The organism is Leptolyngbya sp. UWPOB_LEPTO1 (assembly GCF_017302695.1).
In the GTDB taxonomy this organism is placed as follows: Bacteria; Cyanobacteriota; Cyanobacteriia; order Leptolyngbyales; family Leptolyngbyaceae; genus Leptolyngbya; species Leptolyngbya boryana.
Window position 1 is genome coordinate 153,710 of record NZ_JAFLCJ010000007.1, and the last position, 15,771, is coordinate 169,480.

Annotated in this window: 18 protein-coding genes; 4 read left to right on the plus strand and 14 right to left on the minus strand. The window is 46.5% G+C overall.

From position 1 onward, the window contains the following. Window positions 1–55: 55 nt before the first annotated feature. The 6 genes from J0L70_RS13110 to J0L70_RS13135 are packed head-to-tail and all read right to left on the minus strand — an operon-like array spanning window position 56 to window position 4,898. Window positions 56–979 (minus strand): beta-keto acid cleavage family enzyme, encoded by a 924-nt coding sequence (locus tag J0L70_RS13110; protein ID WP_287454903.1) that lies wholly within the window; start codon window positions 977–979, stop codon window positions 56–58. Window positions 980–1,025: 46 nt separating this feature from the next. Further along, a complete protein-coding gene (locus J0L70_RS13115; protein WP_287454904.1) occupies window positions 1,026–1,844 on the minus strand; it encodes an alpha/beta fold hydrolase in 819 nt (272 codons plus the stop codon). Window positions 1,845–1,860: 16 nt separating this feature from the next. Then, window positions 1,861–2,316, minus strand: a complete 456-nt coding sequence (locus J0L70_RS13120) for a DUF3598 family protein (RefSeq protein ID WP_287454905.1) — start codon at window positions 2,314–2,316, stop codon at window positions 1,861–1,863. A gap of 13 nt (window positions 2,317–2,329) precedes the next feature. Continuing rightward, window positions 2,330–3,730 carry an aldehyde dehydrogenase family protein gene (locus J0L70_RS13125; protein WP_287454907.1) on the minus strand — a complete coding sequence of 467 codons (1,401 nt, stop codon included), beginning with the start codon at window positions 3,728–3,730 and terminating at the stop codon, window positions 2,330–2,332. A gap of 3 nt (window positions 3,731–3,733) precedes the next feature. Then, window positions 3,734–4,771, minus strand: a complete 1,038-nt coding sequence (locus J0L70_RS13130; protein ID WP_287454909.1) for a nitrilase-related carbon-nitrogen hydrolase — start codon at window positions 4,769–4,771, stop codon at window positions 3,734–3,736. Then, the gene (locus J0L70_RS13135; RefSeq protein ID WP_190651661.1) at window positions 4,761–4,898 is read right to left on the minus strand and encodes a hypothetical protein; all 138 of its coding nucleotides are present in this window, start codon (window positions 4,896–4,898) and stop codon (window positions 4,761–4,763) included. The genes J0L70_RS13130 and J0L70_RS13135 overlap by 11 nt, the downstream gene beginning before the upstream one ends. On the opposite strand from J0L70_RS13135, the gene J0L70_RS13140 reads away from it, so the two are divergent. Beyond that, on the plus strand, window positions 4,897–5,700 hold the full coding sequence (locus tag J0L70_RS13140; protein ID WP_287454910.1) for a DUF1838 domain-containing protein: 804 nt from the start codon (window positions 4,897–4,899) through the stop codon (window positions 5,698–5,700). The two genes, J0L70_RS13135 and J0L70_RS13140, sit on opposite strands and share 2 nt — an antisense overlap. Window positions 5,701–5,828: 128 nt before the next feature. Here J0L70_RS13140 and J0L70_RS13145 read toward each other — a convergent pair whose 3' ends face one another. From J0L70_RS13145 to J0L70_RS13165, 5 genes are all read right to left on the minus strand, one after another. Continuing rightward, window positions 5,829–6,836, minus strand: coding sequence for a VOC family protein (locus J0L70_RS13145; protein WP_287454911.1), 1,008 nt, complete (start codon window positions 6,834–6,836; stop codon window positions 5,829–5,831). Beyond that, a complete protein-coding gene (msrA, locus tag J0L70_RS13150; protein WP_287454913.1) occupies window positions 6,833–7,306 on the minus strand; it encodes a peptide-methionine (S)-S-oxide reductase MsrA in 474 nt (157 codons plus the stop codon). Before msrA ends, J0L70_RS13145 begins: the two co-directional genes overlap by 4 nt. 38 nt (window positions 7,307–7,344) lie before the next feature. Further along, entirely contained in the window at window positions 7,345–8,541 is a 1,197-nt protein-coding gene (gene chrA, locus J0L70_RS13155) for a chromate efflux transporter (RefSeq protein WP_287454915.1), read from the minus strand. A gap of 22 nt (window positions 8,542–8,563) precedes the next feature. Beyond that, entirely contained in the window at window positions 8,564–8,938 is a 375-nt protein-coding gene (locus J0L70_RS13160; RefSeq protein WP_287454917.1) for a cupin domain-containing protein, read from the minus strand. Between the two features lie 214 nt (window positions 8,939–9,152). Then, entirely contained in the window at window positions 9,153–10,301 is a 1,149-nt protein-coding gene (locus tag J0L70_RS13165; protein WP_287454918.1) for a hypothetical protein, read from the minus strand. Between the two features lie 274 nt (window positions 10,302–10,575). Between J0L70_RS13165 and J0L70_RS13170 the strand changes: the two genes are divergently transcribed. Together J0L70_RS13170 and J0L70_RS13175 are read left to right on the plus strand one after the other, a co-directional pair. Beyond that, window positions 10,576–11,901 (plus strand): aromatic ring-hydroxylating dioxygenase subunit alpha, encoded by a 1,326-nt coding sequence (locus J0L70_RS13170; RefSeq protein WP_287454919.1) that lies wholly within the window; start codon window positions 10,576–10,578, stop codon window positions 11,899–11,901. A gap of 145 nt (window positions 11,902–12,046) precedes the next feature. Beyond that, window positions 12,047–12,805, plus strand: a complete 759-nt coding sequence (locus J0L70_RS13175) for a lipase family protein (RefSeq protein WP_268242023.1) — start codon at window positions 12,047–12,049, stop codon at window positions 12,803–12,805. A 92-nt stretch (window positions 12,806–12,897) separates the two neighbouring features. Here J0L70_RS13175 and J0L70_RS13180 read toward each other — a convergent pair whose 3' ends face one another. Next, window positions 12,898–13,950 (minus strand): hypothetical protein, encoded by a 1,053-nt coding sequence (locus tag J0L70_RS13180; protein ID WP_287454920.1) that lies wholly within the window; start codon window positions 13,948–13,950, stop codon window positions 12,898–12,900. Between the two features lie 211 nt (window positions 13,951–14,161). Continuing rightward, complete coding sequence (locus tag J0L70_RS13185) at window positions 14,162–14,887, minus strand: DUF4126 domain-containing protein (RefSeq protein WP_287454921.1); 726 nt, start codon at window positions 14,885–14,887, stop codon at window positions 14,162–14,164. Between the two features lie 26 nt (window positions 14,888–14,913). Between J0L70_RS13185 and J0L70_RS13190 the strand changes: the two genes are divergently transcribed. Continuing rightward, window positions 14,914–15,273, plus strand: coding sequence for a tetratricopeptide repeat protein (locus tag J0L70_RS13190; protein WP_144056177.1), 360 nt, complete (start codon window positions 14,914–14,916; stop codon window positions 15,271–15,273). A 1-nt stretch (window position 15,274) separates the two neighbouring features. Here the strand turns inward: J0L70_RS13190 and J0L70_RS13195 are convergent, their stop codons facing one another. Then, window positions 15,275–15,637: a translation initiation factor gene (locus tag J0L70_RS13195; RefSeq protein ID WP_287454922.1), complete on the minus strand. Its 363-nt coding sequence runs from the start codon at window positions 15,635–15,637 to the stop codon at window positions 15,275–15,277. Window positions 15,638–15,771: the final 134 nt, after the last annotated feature.

The following is a 15,771-nucleotide window of genomic DNA, read 5'->3' on the forward strand; positions in this document are numbered from 1 at the left end:
TAAAAGTAGAGCCTCACCTTCACTGCCGATTTGATCATCCGCTACCTCTCATCCTCTAGTAGGAGCGTTTCTCTGGAGAGCTTGCAGCATTACGCGGTGGCATTTTTAGAATCTCACGAGCCTGTGTGGGTGTTGCAACTTCCCGACCTAGGATATTTGCCATCTGTGCAACCTTCTCGACTAACTCGCCGTTGTGCGGTGTTCCAAAGCGGGTGTAAGGATGATCGCCTAATCCAATGCCAACGTGACCTCCCAGTGTGATTGCCCAGGCTGCCAAATGCATCACGTCCCCATTCCAACACATCACTAGCCAAGGCTCACCTGCGGGAATCGAATCGACTACCGCTTGTAAATTAGAGAGTGTTGGCAGAATGCCACTTGGCATGATTTCCCCTGTGAATACAAATTCCCAAAATGTATTCTCTGGAAGCAGTTCCATTTCTCGAAAGCAGAGTGCTGTACGAATTTGTCCTACATCCCAACAGACTGTACTCACAAAGATATCGTTTTCTTTTAGTATTTTTAGAACTTCTTGCATGTAAGCACGAGAACTAATATGTACTTGATCGTATGTTTGAAATTGCTTTGTCTGTGGGTTCCAGAAGTCTATATTCAGGGAGCCAAACTCTAAAGGAACCATATCAATTCCCAACGCTGGATTGTTTTTTGCTGCTAGGATGTGCTTGACGCGATCGCTGACATGACTTTGTTTGGTAACGTAGTTCAACGTGGGATTGATAATCAGATCAGTCTTTTCTCGAATTCCCTGAATCGCTTCAAGATAAATGTCAACATCACTAATCCACGTACCACTGACTGGATCTCGCCCGTGCCAATGAAAGACTGAGGCTCCCGCTTCCCAAGCACGAACAGCTTCCCGAACGATTTCCTGTGGGCTGTGTGGGCAGTTGGGATTATCCTTACGGTAGTCCGTATCGTTGCTGCGACACTCGATGATAAGCGGTAGTTTGCTGCTCATGGTCTTCCTCCTGATTTTTCAAGACAATCGCTATCGTTTGAGATTGCTATTCATTTAGAAACTCGACTACAACCTTAGAAATTTCTTCTGGCATCTGATTCATCATGCAAATTGTGCCGCCTTGAATCTCAACGACTTTGCCGTGGGGAATCGCTTGAGATACGAAGTAACGATCCTTTGCGAGTGCCAATCCTAAATGCTCGAATTCTTGCACATCATCAATGCCCCACAAAATCATCGTTGGGCACTGAATCGATCGAAATCGTTCTGCTGCATCAATGCAATAGTTACCCACTGCCCAAACTGCATACAACGGATAGCCGAAGCACTTGAGATCATCTAAGACCCAACGGTGATTTAACTGGGCTGAACCCACATAGCGACTGCGAGCAAGCCAACGTTCCATGAGATGAGAACCGTCGTCTTTGATCACAAATCCTTCGTCAAATCGCCGCATTAGCTCTGCTTTTCCAGCTTCACCAAAACCTGCAACATTGCCCAAAATTAGTTTGTTCACGCGATCGGGATATGCCACTGCAATTTCACCAGAAACAAATGCGCCTGTGTGATTGCCTAAAACATCCGTTTTCTCGATGCCAAGTTCGTCAAGCAGTGCGATCGCAGTTTTTGCATAGTCCGCAACGGAATATAACCGAGATGGCTTATCTGAATCACCAAATCCCATCAAATCCATTGCGATGACTTGTCTTCCCTGTTGAACGAATATCGGCATTAATTCGCGGTATTCATCGCTACTACGAGGATTCATGTGGAGGAGTAACAGCGGCTTTCCTTCACCACCAACGCGGTAATGAATTTGACCATCTTCAGTATCGAGAAAAGCACGTTTAATTCGAGAAACCATAATTCTGATACAGTCGCTAAATAGTTGAGTTAAGCCGTTCTTCTTGAATCAAAGTACGTTGATAGATTTTGTCCTGCTTAAACCAATGCCAAGTTCGCGCACGATGATTGTTACAGGGACTAATCTGAATCATTTCATAGAGGTAGAAATCTGGAACCGATTTGTAAGCAAACCACAGAATCACAGTTGAATCGTCTACTTCCCAGGCATGACCTTTAATGCGTTCTGTATCAAACCAGAGTTTTTTATCACAGTAAGCTCCGGGAAACTGATGTTCTTCTTGCTTACCATTGTCCCAAGTGTAGCGATTGATTTGATAGTACTTCGTTGGATCGTCGGTTGGAAATGAACAAGTCAAATGCGATCGATGACGATCTAGCACCTTCCCATCACAGTCAATCAAAGAATAGGTTCCCACCCAATCCCCTTCATGTCGAGCTAAAACAGGCATTTCTTCGCGAATATTTGCCATTGTTGCCTCCTAGTTATGATTTGAACCACCACGGATCGACGACAGGGTTTGTTTTAATCAAATACGCTTTCTTGCGCATAAATCGCTTCAAAGCAGCAGAACCCATGCGCGATCCGCCCATACCAGAATAGTTAAACGCATTCTTCTCTCCTTCGTGAATCAAAGCGGTCAAGGCTGCGTCGTTAATGCTAATTGCACCTGCTTGAATGCGATCGCCTACAGATAATGCTTCTGTTTCTGACCCTGCAAATACGGCTGCACTTAGCCCATAGATAGTATCGTTTGCCAATTGCACCGCTTCCTCTACAGTTGTAAAAGGCATAATCGGCATGATTGCTCCGAATGTTTCTTCAGTCATGATTTTCATGCTGTGATTCACATTCGTGAGCACTGTTGGATAGCACCACCATCCGCCTGCTAGATTTTCAACTTTTCCACCACATTGAACGATCGCACCTTTGTCGATCGCATCTTGCAATTGATCTGAAATAATTTCGGCTTGGCGCTCGGCAATCATTGGCCCGATTTCGCCACTATTCACAGTTGGATAGGCAAGTTTGAGTTGTTTTGCTTTAGAAACGAGTTGTTCTGTAAAAGGTTCAGCGATCGATTGATCCACATAAATTCGCTCGATCGACAAACAAGACTGTCCTGTATTAACCACTGAACCCCATAAAATTGCAGAAGTTGCGAGATCTAAATCTGCGGATTTTAGAATGATCGCAGGGTCTTTTCCGCCCAATTCTAAAAAAGCAGGAATAAATTGCTTTGCTGCCGCCTCCGCAACGATTCGCCCAGTTTTCACACTCCCTGTAAAGCACACTAAATCAACCTGCTCGATTAAAGCCGCTCCCGTTTCTCCCGCTCCTTCAATAACAGTAAATATCTCGCGCAGTTTCGGAACTTCATCCAACGTTTTTAACAAGGGTTGAATGAATCGAGGTGCAATCTCACTCGGTTTTACAATCACAGCACATCCAGCAAGTAAGGCTGGAATCGTATCAATCATTGCTAGTAAAAATGGAAAATTCCACGGACTGATCACACCGACCAGTGGATAAGGAACAGAATCTTGTTTGAGATGAATGAATGGAATTGCAGTAGGTTTCTCGATTTCTTGTAACAGTTCTGGAGCTAGCTTACACCAGCGATCGAGACTCGATAGTACAGAATCGATCTCTAACACTGAAACACCGAATCGACCTGTATCTGCAACTAATGCGGTTAGTAAAGCTTCGCGATGAGTTTGAATCGCTTGTTGCCACTGCTGGAGTGCGCTGATTCGCTGTTCTAAGCTTTCAGCCCAAACAGGTTGAGCCATTCGTAAGCGATCGCACTCTTCAGAGAGCTTTGGAGGAGTAATCCAGTAATCGATCTCTCCTGTGCGAGGATTACGAACCGGAATGCTTGACATAGTTCAAATCACTCCCCGCTTCGCTAAACGTTCGATCGTTGCTAACTGAGTTTGAATAAAATGCTTACGCTCGATCGCGCCATTTGCCATTGTATTCTTAGGATAGAACTCTGCATTCTGATAGCTCTCTACATAAGCATCAAACCGTTGACGCGATAGTAAATTTCCCAGTCCAGGCTGCCGACGGTAGCGCCGCAAAGCCGTTAAATCGACTTCTGCAAAAGCTGCCATACTCTCACCTGCTCCGGTTTCTGCGAGTACTAAGCCCCGATAATCGACAACTTTAGAACCACCATCGACAGATGAGATGGGAATCGGACTATCTGCAATTCCGGCAGTATTTGCTGAAATTACATACATCATATTTTCTACAGCGCGGCTAATCTTTGCTGCTTCTTTCGGCGCACGGGCTTGACCATAAATTTCAGAAGTCGGATGGAGCAACACTTCCGCCCCACGCATTGCCAAGCAGCGCGACACTTCTGGAAACAAAATCTCATCTGATGCGACTGCTGCAAGATTGCCAATTTCGGTTTGAGCGACGGGAAACACACCCTCTAATCCATACTGATCAAGATAACGATCCCAAACATCGTGAGGAGTAGGCGCAAACAGTGAATTCAAGCGACGATAGCGCAGCACGATCGAGCCAGTAGGGTCTAACACAAAGCAAGTTTGAAAATATAAGCCTGGGAAATGTGGATCGACTTCGTAAGCATTTCCGGCTAAGAAAATTCGATGAGTTTGAGCGATTTTGCCTAAAGCTTCGTACTCTGCGCCTGCCATTTCCAAACAAGCTTTGTCTGCCCAATCTTCCAGAGATTCGCCCAGTGGAAAACCAGTGAGAAAATATTCTGGCAAAACAATTAAGCGACATCTCGACCCAATAAATGCAAGACTTGCAGCAATTTGAGGTTCTAACCGTGCGATCGCACTTTGCATACGCGATCGGGCTTCTTGTCGATCGCGGCTTTGATTAATCGCATGACAGGTTACCTGAAGTGCTAATGCTTGATAAGCAAGCTCATGGTCAATCATCATAGTGCTGCTGCTGAGGATTGCGCGTGAATTCTAGCATCGATACAACGATTCCCACCGACTTGCGTTGTAAAACTTGAGAGAAACGCCAATATAATTCAGGCAGTGCAACATGGGGGAATCCTGACATGTCAGTTTCAACTCAGCTTCTCGATGCCAAACATTGGGTAAAAGTGCGATCGTCGCTCGACCCGACGCAATCGAATTTCTTAATCTGGACAGGTTCGATTCACTCGTTTATCCCTGGTGAAAAGCGACAGCGCTTGTTCAAAATGGTCGGAATGAGCGTGAGTCGTTGTCTTCCCACTGAGGAGAATAGTTGGAAGTTCACCTCTAGAGAATTAACGTACTACTTAGACCCACAGACAGGTGAGAAGCTCGAAACTTGGAAAAATCCCTGGACTGAGGAAGTTCTGCCCGTCATGCATGTTGCAAACAATCCGATTCAAGGACTTTTCAAAGGACAGTTTCCTGCCCAAGTCGATGATGAAACGACAACTCTATCGTTTGATATCTTTCCGGCTTATCCCAGTCCCCTTGCTGATCCAAAGTTTGCTGAGTACTTCCCCAATCCCGATTACCAAGCTGCGGAGTTGTTTAAGTTTATGATTCCGACAGATGAGCTATTTGATGACCAAGTCTTCTCAATTTCTAAGCTCTGGCTGAGTTGGGATCGCATTGGGCCTTGGCTACCTTGGATGAAAATGGGCGATCGCGCTGGATATTTAATCTACAGTGCTACGGGTAAGAAAGTCGATGGCTTTGAGCAGTTGCCTCAGTTGCTTCAAGATGAGATTAATACGCGAATGCCACTGTATCGAGATGCTCCAGCAGATCAGCTAGATACGGAAGATATGACTTCTTGGCTTTACTTTGAGAAGCATTTTGATGCTTATCTGGCGGGGGAGACTTTTCCGATTCCGGCGACTTAGCGGGGAGTGGGAAGTAGGGGTTCTTTTCTTGTCTTCATGAGGGTGTTTGAAACGTATCAAGAATTTCCTCGCTCCGTTCTATTCCGGGGGCGGGTGAAGGCGATGAACGATACGTTTCAAACATCCTCTTAACTCTCGATTAATGTCCAGAAGTAACCATCAGGAGCAGTAAAAGAAAAGCTACGATCGCCAAATTCATCTACACAAATTTCAGTCACATTCCGCGCAGAACTTGCCTGAATGCGATCGCGATATTCCTCAACTTCCCCAACTCGATAGGTATACAAAGACATTCCTAAACATCCAGGCTGAGCCTTTTCAAATTGCTCTGGTACTACATATGCTTCTGGAAATCTCACAATGTACAATCGTCCAGACCGCGCGGCTTGCCAATCTGTCACAGACGATCGCGGATCATCAAATGCAGTCACAATAAACTTCTCGCCGGGTTGCAAATCAAAAAACACGCGCCCCGCCTCTGAAAACTCATAGAACGTTTCTACATCGTCCCGCACTCGCAACAAGCCTAAAACATCTTCGTAAAACTGGATGGTTTCCTTGCTATCATCCTGAACAATCATGCCCATGTGAGTGACTTGGCTGGCTTTGAATGCAGATTGTTCATTGATCTGCCCATAGTTCGGCACACTATACCCAAAGCGTTGAAATAAAACCTGTCGCGTCAAAGGCTGCAATAGTAGGGCTTCACGAACCCCGATCGTATCGTCTAGAAACGGGCGCATCTTGCGATCTTTGTTGTAAATGATCTCCCAATACGGCATTGTGTAACGAATTGGAAATCCTGCGCGATCGGCTTCTTCTGCCTGATTGAGAATCGTTAGCACATCTGCTGTCATCGTCGTTGCCCAACGATTACCTCTGACTCGCATTGAAGCTAGCCCTAAGCCTTCATTTCGGGGATGCTCCCACTGCATGAGTCGGATCAAACCATGATCCGCCGTTTGATGCGTCAGTCGCACTGAATGCAAAGCAGAATTTGATTGATATAACCGTTGAGCGCTCTCGGCTGAAAGGCTACCTGTTTGATCCACACTGTAGCCAAACTGCTGCCAATACGCGATCGCGCTATCGATATCAGAGACTCCAATGCACACATCGTAAATGCCTGTAATCATGTTGCTACTTCTCTCTGTGCGGCTTGTTTCTCAAAATACTGTTGATGATCCTCTGTCGCTAACCAATAATCAGCAGCAGGTTGAATTTCAGTCACAATTGGCTTGTCATAGCGGTTTGAACGATCTAAAGCAAGCTTAGATTGGCGCGCGATCGCGGCTTGTTCTGAGGTGTGATAAAAAATCACAGAACGATACTGATCGCCTCGATCTGCACCTTGTCGATTTAAGCTCGTTGGATCATGAATTCGCCAAAACACATCCAGTAAAGCCTCATAACTGACCTGTGCCGGATCATATTCAACCTGGCAGACTTCCGCATGTCCAGTAATTCGCGAGAGCACATCCAGATAGCAAGGATTCTCGAAATGTCCACCCATATACCCAACAGAAGTAGATTTCACGCCCGAAATCTTACGAAATGCGGCTTCTACTCCCCAAAAACATCCTGCTCCAAACGTTGATTTTTCCATATCATCTCTCTGAAACGCTCTACATCTAGACTCGAATTCTATAGATAGCCTAACCAAGAAGCAGCCCAAGCGATCGCGGCTCCACCAAGTACCAACCAGACGGCACTGACTCGAAATCGAATCGCAAGCAAGGCACTCATGAGTGCGATCATAGTTGCTAAAACATCGATAAATGGAGCTGACGATTTTCCAAGCGTTGCGATCGCGAGTTGCACCGTTACGACAACCATTAATCCGACCGCACTGACATTCACTGCATCTAAGAATGCCGAAGCCCATTCAGAACGACGTAAGAGCGGAATCACAGGATTCAGCACCACGACGAACACAAACGACGGTAAGAAAATTCCGATCGTCGAAACAATCGCCCCAGGAATTCCCCCGATTACATAGCCAATGAATGTTGCTGTCGAAAGAATTGGGCCTGGTGTAAATTGACCAATTGCGATCGCATCGAACAATTGCTGTTGAGTTAACCAACCCAAATTGTCAACAAACGATCCTTGAATAAAGGCAATTAAGACATATCCACCCCCAAACAACACACTTCCAATCTTCAGAAATGTCCAGCCTAATTGCCAGAGTGAGAATGGAACGGTAGTCAGCCCGACTGCTGCTGTTGCTTTCAGAGCCGAGGTAAGCGTCAACCCTGTGATCAATAAATTCGCCTGCTCGTTTGATCGATCGTGCGGTGTTTTCAGCCAGAGCATTCCCAGAAAGCCACCGAGCAACAAAGCGACAATTTCACTCACACGAGCGAACCAGACGAGCAAAATCACGATCAGCGCGATCGCGAATAATATGCGATTCTTGACTGCTTTCTTGCCCAATCGCCACAGAGCATCAACGACGATCGCAAGTACCGCAGGCTTAATGCCATAGAGCAAAAAAGCGAGCTGTGGCAGCGTGCCAAACGCAACATAAGCCCAGGCAAATCCGAGCGTAATCAGCACCGCAGGCAGAATAAAACACACCCCTGCTACGATCAGCCCTAACCACCCTGCATAGAGATACCCGATGTGAATAGCTATCTCAGTCGAATTAGGCCCTGGAATCAAGTTAGTCGCCCCAATCAGATCGAGGAACTCTTCTCGCTTGAGCCATTGTCGCTTCACAACGACTTCTTCTTCCATCATGGCAATGTGCGCATTTGGACCGCCAAAGCCAATCGTGCCAAGTTTCAGAAACAGGTGCGCGAGTTCGATCAGTCGAGCAGGATGTGATGAAGAAGACATAGCCTAAATTCTGTAATAAGACTCAGGATATAGTCTCTGCATACACAGTTTCATCTTCTTTTCTCCAAGCGGGATCAACGATACAGATAAATACGATCGCTTCGGTTCCAGTATTGCGAAGGAATTGAACCGCATTCGGCGGAATATAGACCGCATCTCCAGGCTCAATCATTTGCAATTCGTTATCGATCGACATTTCTCCTGTGCCGCTCAGAATGTAGTAAACCTCAGAAGTCGTGAGTGAATGCGGAAGTGAAGTTGCACCAACAGGCAAAATTGCATGAGCGAGACTATAGCGCAGATTGATCGGTTGCTTATCGGGGTGTAAAAGCTCACGTAGGATCGTTTGATCTCCTGCAAAAAATTCTTCACACTCATCCAATTTTCGGATCAACATGATCTGCCCACCTCTCAATCAAGCGTTAGTTTTCTTAATCTAAACTAAACGTGGATTGCGCGATCGACACTCCAAGTAGATGAGCATAATTCAACACCAGTTCGGCAAGTTCTCTCGCTCCGTTCTATCTCGCCCCGAATTCAGTGGGTTTCAACCTACTTCGCACAGTTAGACCCGTATTTTCAATGCGGGGCGAGATGCAAACGAGAACGACTTATTTACCGCGTCTAACATAACCCGTGCCATTCAGCCAAATCGCACTCTTGGGGTCTTTGGGATCGGTAATAATGATGCGGTTTTCTGTCGTCCCATCGTCATAGTTAATCCGCAAGACTAACCCATCGATTTGGTACCGTCCCCGTTGGTTCGGTGCGACCGAGGATGTGACCACACTACTGCCCCCACTTGATGCGGATGAACCCGCACCATTACCTCGTACGATTCGACCATCTGGAAAAAACGTGTAAGCACGCCACGCCGCTACAGAAGCACTCCCGCCGATCGCGACGTTGCCCGTCCCGGAAAGAGATCGATAGGTTCCATTTAAGCGAAACTGACTCGGTAAAGATTGATAAGTTGTGGGAAAAGGGAGTGCCTTCCATCCCTTAGCAGTTTTTAATTGCACCCGTCCGCCGCTGCGCTGCCACTGCGTCCAGTCTTCAGGATGGGCGCGTCGATAGGCATCCAGGCCACCCGCATACATCAAACCTTTCACATCGGTGAGCGCTTCGCCATTCCGAAACAGCACAACCGGATAGATATCCTGCGTCAAGAATCCACCAACGCCCATCATGGTTCGCATATTGAAACCAAAAGAGTCGATCGTCGCAACTACCTTGGAAACATCAGAGTCAGATTTAGACGACATCGCTGTTGGATTGCTTGAACGATTCGTCGTTCTAGACCCAGAATTTGTGACCTGCTGTGGCTTGGTATTGTTCGTCGATGGTGAACCTGCGGTTGCGACTGTGGGTGAAGCAAGCCGTGTAACCGATACAGCAAGATTACAGGGATCAGCATTGGGCTGTTTCTGAGTCAGAGCAGTGAGCAAAATTGAAGCTCCTTTGTCCAGTTGGCGCTGCATATCCGCGGATAGCCCCTGAATTTGAGTCCGAAGCGCAGTCACATTTTGTCCCTTTTCCCAAGCAGCGATAGATGCGGATTCACTAGCATTAAAACTCCGCCCTGCTGCACATTGAGTAGACAACTGATCAAACACTTTCACAATCAGAGCAGCACGGGCAAAGGATTCGTCGATCGCTGGCTGTTTCTGCGCTCTAGCCACTGTAGATAAACCAAGCACAAGTCCAGCGGCAAGCACAATACTCAGCCGCGAGCTTAAAAAAATCGTGGATGTTTTCATATTGCTTAAAAATCAATGACATTCCGACTTGGATCACACCCTTGGAACCAAAGAGAATGAACTCACTTGTTCAAAACTCAAGCGTTTCTAAAAAAGTTTGTCTGGAACTACTACCTTCACAATCCAGCACCCAATTCAAGCCACCATTAAAGCACAACACAGAACATCAGAGGTAGAGTTAGAGGTAGGATAGTTGCCAAAAGCGATGATGTCTCACAATGAGATCTCACAATGAGCGATCGCTCTTTCAGTTCAACGATTCAGATCAAAATATATGAAACCTCAATTTAACTTCTTTCAGCACTGGTATCCGCTTACTCCTATTGAAGATCTAGAGATCAATCAACCTACCGCAGTCACCGTACTAGGATTACGGCTAGTCATCTGGAAACCGAAGTCTGCTGAGACGTTTCAAGTATTCTTAGATCAGTGTCCTCACCGTCTTGCTCCACTCAGCGAAGGGCGAATTGACGAAAAAACGGGAAATTTGATGTGTAGCTACCACGGCTGGCAATTTGACTCGCAAGGCGTTTGTACTCAGATTCCCCAAGCGGACAATCCAGAATTAGTCAGTAAAAATCAAGATAATTTATGCGCGATCGCGTTTCCGGTGCAACAGCAGCAAGAGTTACTTTGGGTTTGGCTCGATCCAGCATCTCCTGAGCAAGCTGCACAAACTCCGTTGCCTTTATCGCCTCAGATCGATGCAAGTAAAGGCTTTGTCTGGTCTTCTTTCGTGCGCGATCTAGAATACGACTGGCAGACCTTAGTCGAAAATGTCACTGATCCGAGTCATGTGCCTTTTGCACATCACGGAGTCCAAGGCGATCGCAATAAAGCCGCCCCAATGCCCATTAAAATTGTGCAATCGACACCCGAACGGATTGAAGCAACTGCTTCAGGGCGATTTCCTGCAACAATTACGTTTGAGCCTCCTTGCCGTTTAGAGTATGCCATTCAGTTTGGGGATAGCGGCAAGCAAGTGGGACTCGTGACCTATTGCATTCCTGTGGCTCCAGGAAAATCGAGAATTGTCGCTCAGTTCCCGCGCAACTTTGCACAAGCCCTGCATCGATTTACGCCGCGCTGGTGGGAACATATCCAGACGCGCAATCAGGTGCTAGATGGAGATATGATTTTACTTCAGCAGCAAGAGTATTTTTTGCATCAAAAAACGCGCGCCGAAAGTTGGAAAACTGCCTATAAGTTACCGACGAGCGCAGATCGTTTAGTCATTGAGTTTCGCAACTGGTTCGATCAATATTGCCAAGGACATCTGCCGTGGCGCGAAGTTGGACTCGAAGCACAACCGCGCTGGAATGATCATCGTGAGCAGGTTCTCGATCGCTATCAACAACACACACAGCATTGTAGTAGCTGTCGTAAAGCACTCTTAACGATCGATCGCTTACAGATAGCACTCTTAATTTACTTTGCGCTCACGGTTGCGATCGTTGCACTTTTGCCAGATGCGCTCCGATTGAAACTCGGTCTACCCGGCATTGCGATCGCAGTTTTGGGGCTAGGCATTTATGGTGGACTAAAGTTTTGGCTTCGTCCGAAGTTTTACTTTGTAGATTACATTCATGCACAGAAATGAGCTTGCAAGATTTTGGGCTTGAGTTCCAATCAGCGATCGAGGATTGTCAAAGATTAAGACGTATAGATTTACGTCGATCGTTTGGAAATTGCTGAGTGCTTATGGTAGTCAGTATTGACCAATAATATCCATAATTCCAGGGGTCATGATGTCGATCGACTACTCAAAAGCCGCAAAGTATGCCCTCTTCTGTAAAAAAGTCTACGAAAACTTTGATACAGTTCGTTTTGACGGCATCACTCTCACTCCAGTCTTGATCAGCGAAGCGAAAACAGATACGCAGTGCGCCATTCTCACCGAAGGAACATCTGCCACGATCGTCTTTCGAGGTAGTGATTCGTCTCAGGATTGGGAAACTGATTTTACTACACGATTAGAGCGCGCCCAGTTTGATCAAAATGTGATTCAGGAGTTAATTGTCGAACCTAAAGAGAAAACCTATCCTTATGCAACGAAGAATAGTTCAAACGCGCAGATGCATAGCGGGTTTGTAGCGGCTTACTTTGCCGTTCGCAATCAAATTCATGATTACATTAGGACGAGTGAAGTCACGAATGTGGTTACGACTGGGCATAGTTTAGGGGGAGCATTGGCAACATTGTGTGCCGTCGATCTGCAATACAATTTTTCAGCAAAGATTACGGTCGAATCTTATACTTACGGTTCACCCGCAGTGGGAAATGGTGGATTTCGAGATTCCTACAATGAGCGGGTTCCGAATACCTATCGAATTGTTCATGGAATGGATCTCGTACCAGAGCTACCGCGATGGTGGCAAGGTTATAAATCAGTCGATAAGGAAATTCGGATTGGCAAACGCTTCAGTCTAAACTTTATTAGCCAACGGTTCAAAGATCACGCGATCGACTGCTACATCAACGTGCTCAAACAGTTGGTGAAATAGAGAGATGAAACAGCAAAAGCCAGTGATAAGCTGGCTTTTCAATTCAGTTCGATGAAGAAGGTTGAGATTAAAATGCAAGTTTAAAGCAGGGTTTAGCAACCATAGCCTGCGCCCGTGAACACCGATTTCAACTGGTTTCCTTGTAATTCGTAAAGGCTGAAAGTAATGGCTTCATACCCATTGTTCTGAATCAGTACTTCTTGTTGACCATCTCCATTTGCATCGATCGTGCCGACAATTTCATAGATTCGTCCAGCCTCGATAGCAGGCACAAAGTAAGGAACAGCCTGAGATGAAAGAAGTTGCGGTTGAGACGCGCCATAGCCTAACCAAACATTGGCATAGATTGAGCTAACAGTTGGTCGATCTCGGTTGGGTTGAACCGCTCGTGCCGGAGCTTTCCTTAACTTTCCAAACACTTCTGGCTGACCATCGCCATTGAGATCAAACACTCGGAGTTCAACGAGTGTGACTGTTCCTTGAACTGATTTTGCCTGTGGGTTCTTGGCGATTTCGTTTGTCCCAATCCGGATTAAATCTTTGCGATATTGATCGAGTTGGGCACGAGTTGGGCGAACTGTTGTAGCCGGGGTCGTTACTTTTGCAGCGATCGCGGAACGCCAAGTTTCATCAAATTCTTGACCATTGAAGACCCCACTTGAGGTTCTTTGGCTAGCGCGAGGAAGCTGATTAAATGCGAGGTTGAGATCTGACTGTCCCGCAAGCTTTCCTCGTCCAACTAAAACCGCAGAACAAGCAAATTGACCTACTCCCAGTCGATCGACGCTGAATTTGCCCAAGGCATAACCTGGATTCGCGATCGTGAAAGTCGGATTCGTATTGAGCACACTGTTTGCCGCATTGCGCTGAACGATCTCTGCTTCTTTTGAATCTTCTCGAACTTCTGGAGTTACGTCGAGGCTAGCATCGGTGTAGCGTCCGTTCCTGTATTGTGCGATCGGATAAATTTCTCCTCGATACTGTTGATTGAGATTGTTACGTTTGAGCATGAAAAGCCCAATGAGATTATCTTGCACAGGTTGTGCCGAAGGTTGAGAGACTGCGCGCGGCGAAGAATTTATAACGGCACAACTTACTAAAGTCAGAGCAGTGCCAACCAAAGAAAACAATTTTAAGTTTGTCATTTTCGGGTGTCTGTAGCGTTAGAGTTTAGCGAGATGGCGTTGTCGAACTGTCAAGGGTCATTTACTGACAAACGGCATCCTCTAAAAACAGGAATCTCAATTTTTCCTAAACTGATGGAGATTGCATAAGTAAAGACACACGAGCAAAAGAGTAGGTTCCGTAAATGGTTGGGCTACTAGAAATTTGGTGGGGAGTGGGGAGTGGGAGACTCTATTTCGCTGGACTTGCTCCTCGATCGCGAGTCCGCCAGCGCATGACAAGCTGTATAATCCGAGAAATTCCAAATCCGAATAATCCAATCACCAATAGTCCTGCTAGCGCTGGAACTGTAAAAGCCAAAACCGACAATGCAGTCGCAATCACAAGTTCAATCGCTGCAAAAATCGGATTCGTCAAACCTCCTGAAGCTGCTGTCGAAGTCCCGCGCAGCAGATTTGTGAATAGCTTCGTAATTCCGGCTGTTCCGCCTCCAGCAACGATCGCTAACGTCCATTGAATCAACGGATTCATATCCGGTGAAACCGATGCTGCCACAATTGTCCCGACAATCATTGCGGCTGGAGTGGCTAAAACATCAAGTGCATGGTCAAACCAAGGAATTGAGTAACCAATAATTTCGAGAACGGTTGCGATCGCGAATAACGTCAATGCCTGCTGATTCTCAATCCAATCAAAACTGCTCGGCAAATCGTAGTGTCCCAAAACCGAGAACGCACTCAGCGCTAGCAGTGGCACAAAGACGCGAAATCCTGCCGCTGCACTCAAACTGATGCCCAGAAGCAATTCAATCACCGTATGAAGAGTCAAATCCACAGCATTTTCCTCAAGGGCTTTAACTCTTAAATGTAGATCGCACTCGTCAATATTGCAGTCGTAAATCCGGCTCAATTCTGGTGAGAAATCCCACCCGGACAGCAACGCAGTTTGCTTCGACAATTCAAGTGAGCCTATGGAGTAAAAAAATGAACCGCCTAGAGCAAGGATGCGAATGTTGTCAGCAGGGTGAATTTCTAACAGCGATCGCCCATTTCGATCAAGCGATTCAAGCCGATCCAACCTGTGCGACGGCTTGGAACTATCGAGGGAATGCACTCTCCGGATTAAAGCGCTACGCCGAGGCATTGAGAGATTACGATCAAGCGGTCTTTCTAAAGCCTGACTATCATGCAGCCTGGTTCAATCGGGGAGCCATGCTAACTGAAATGGCAGCCTATGGCAACGCGATCGCGTCTTACGATCGCGCCATTCAGCACAAACCCGATCCGGTTTATCTCCACGCACGAGCCTCGATCGGCATCAAGCAGCAACTGATCTTTACGTAAACTAACCGCCGCTAATTTTTGCCTTATATCCGAGTCCTGTTAAGAGTTGTACTAACTTCTGAGCATGATCCCCTTGAATCTCGATCGTGTTCTCTTTCACTGACCCCCCAGTTCCACACTGCGCTTTTAATTTCTTCACCAAATCGCTCAGCGTTTCCGGCTTGCTTTGGAACCCAGAGATCACCGTCACCGTTTTCCCCCCACGACCTTTGCGTGACACCTGCACCCGAAGATTTTGCTGATTCGGAGGCAAATCGGGAACCGCCCGCTCGAACACCTCCTCTGAATTGCCAAACTCAGAGTAAACAATGCGATCCTGCTTGCCTGCGCCGGAACCGTTGCGATCGGTGGGTTTCTTCGCCATAAATGAATAAATGTTACAGAGCAATCGTAATGTCAATCTTAAAGAGTCTGTGTCTCTAGAGTGAAAATGATAGAATTTCGATCATCGTCACCTTCAGAAGTTGAGTATACTGCTCAAGTTTAGGATGTGACTGG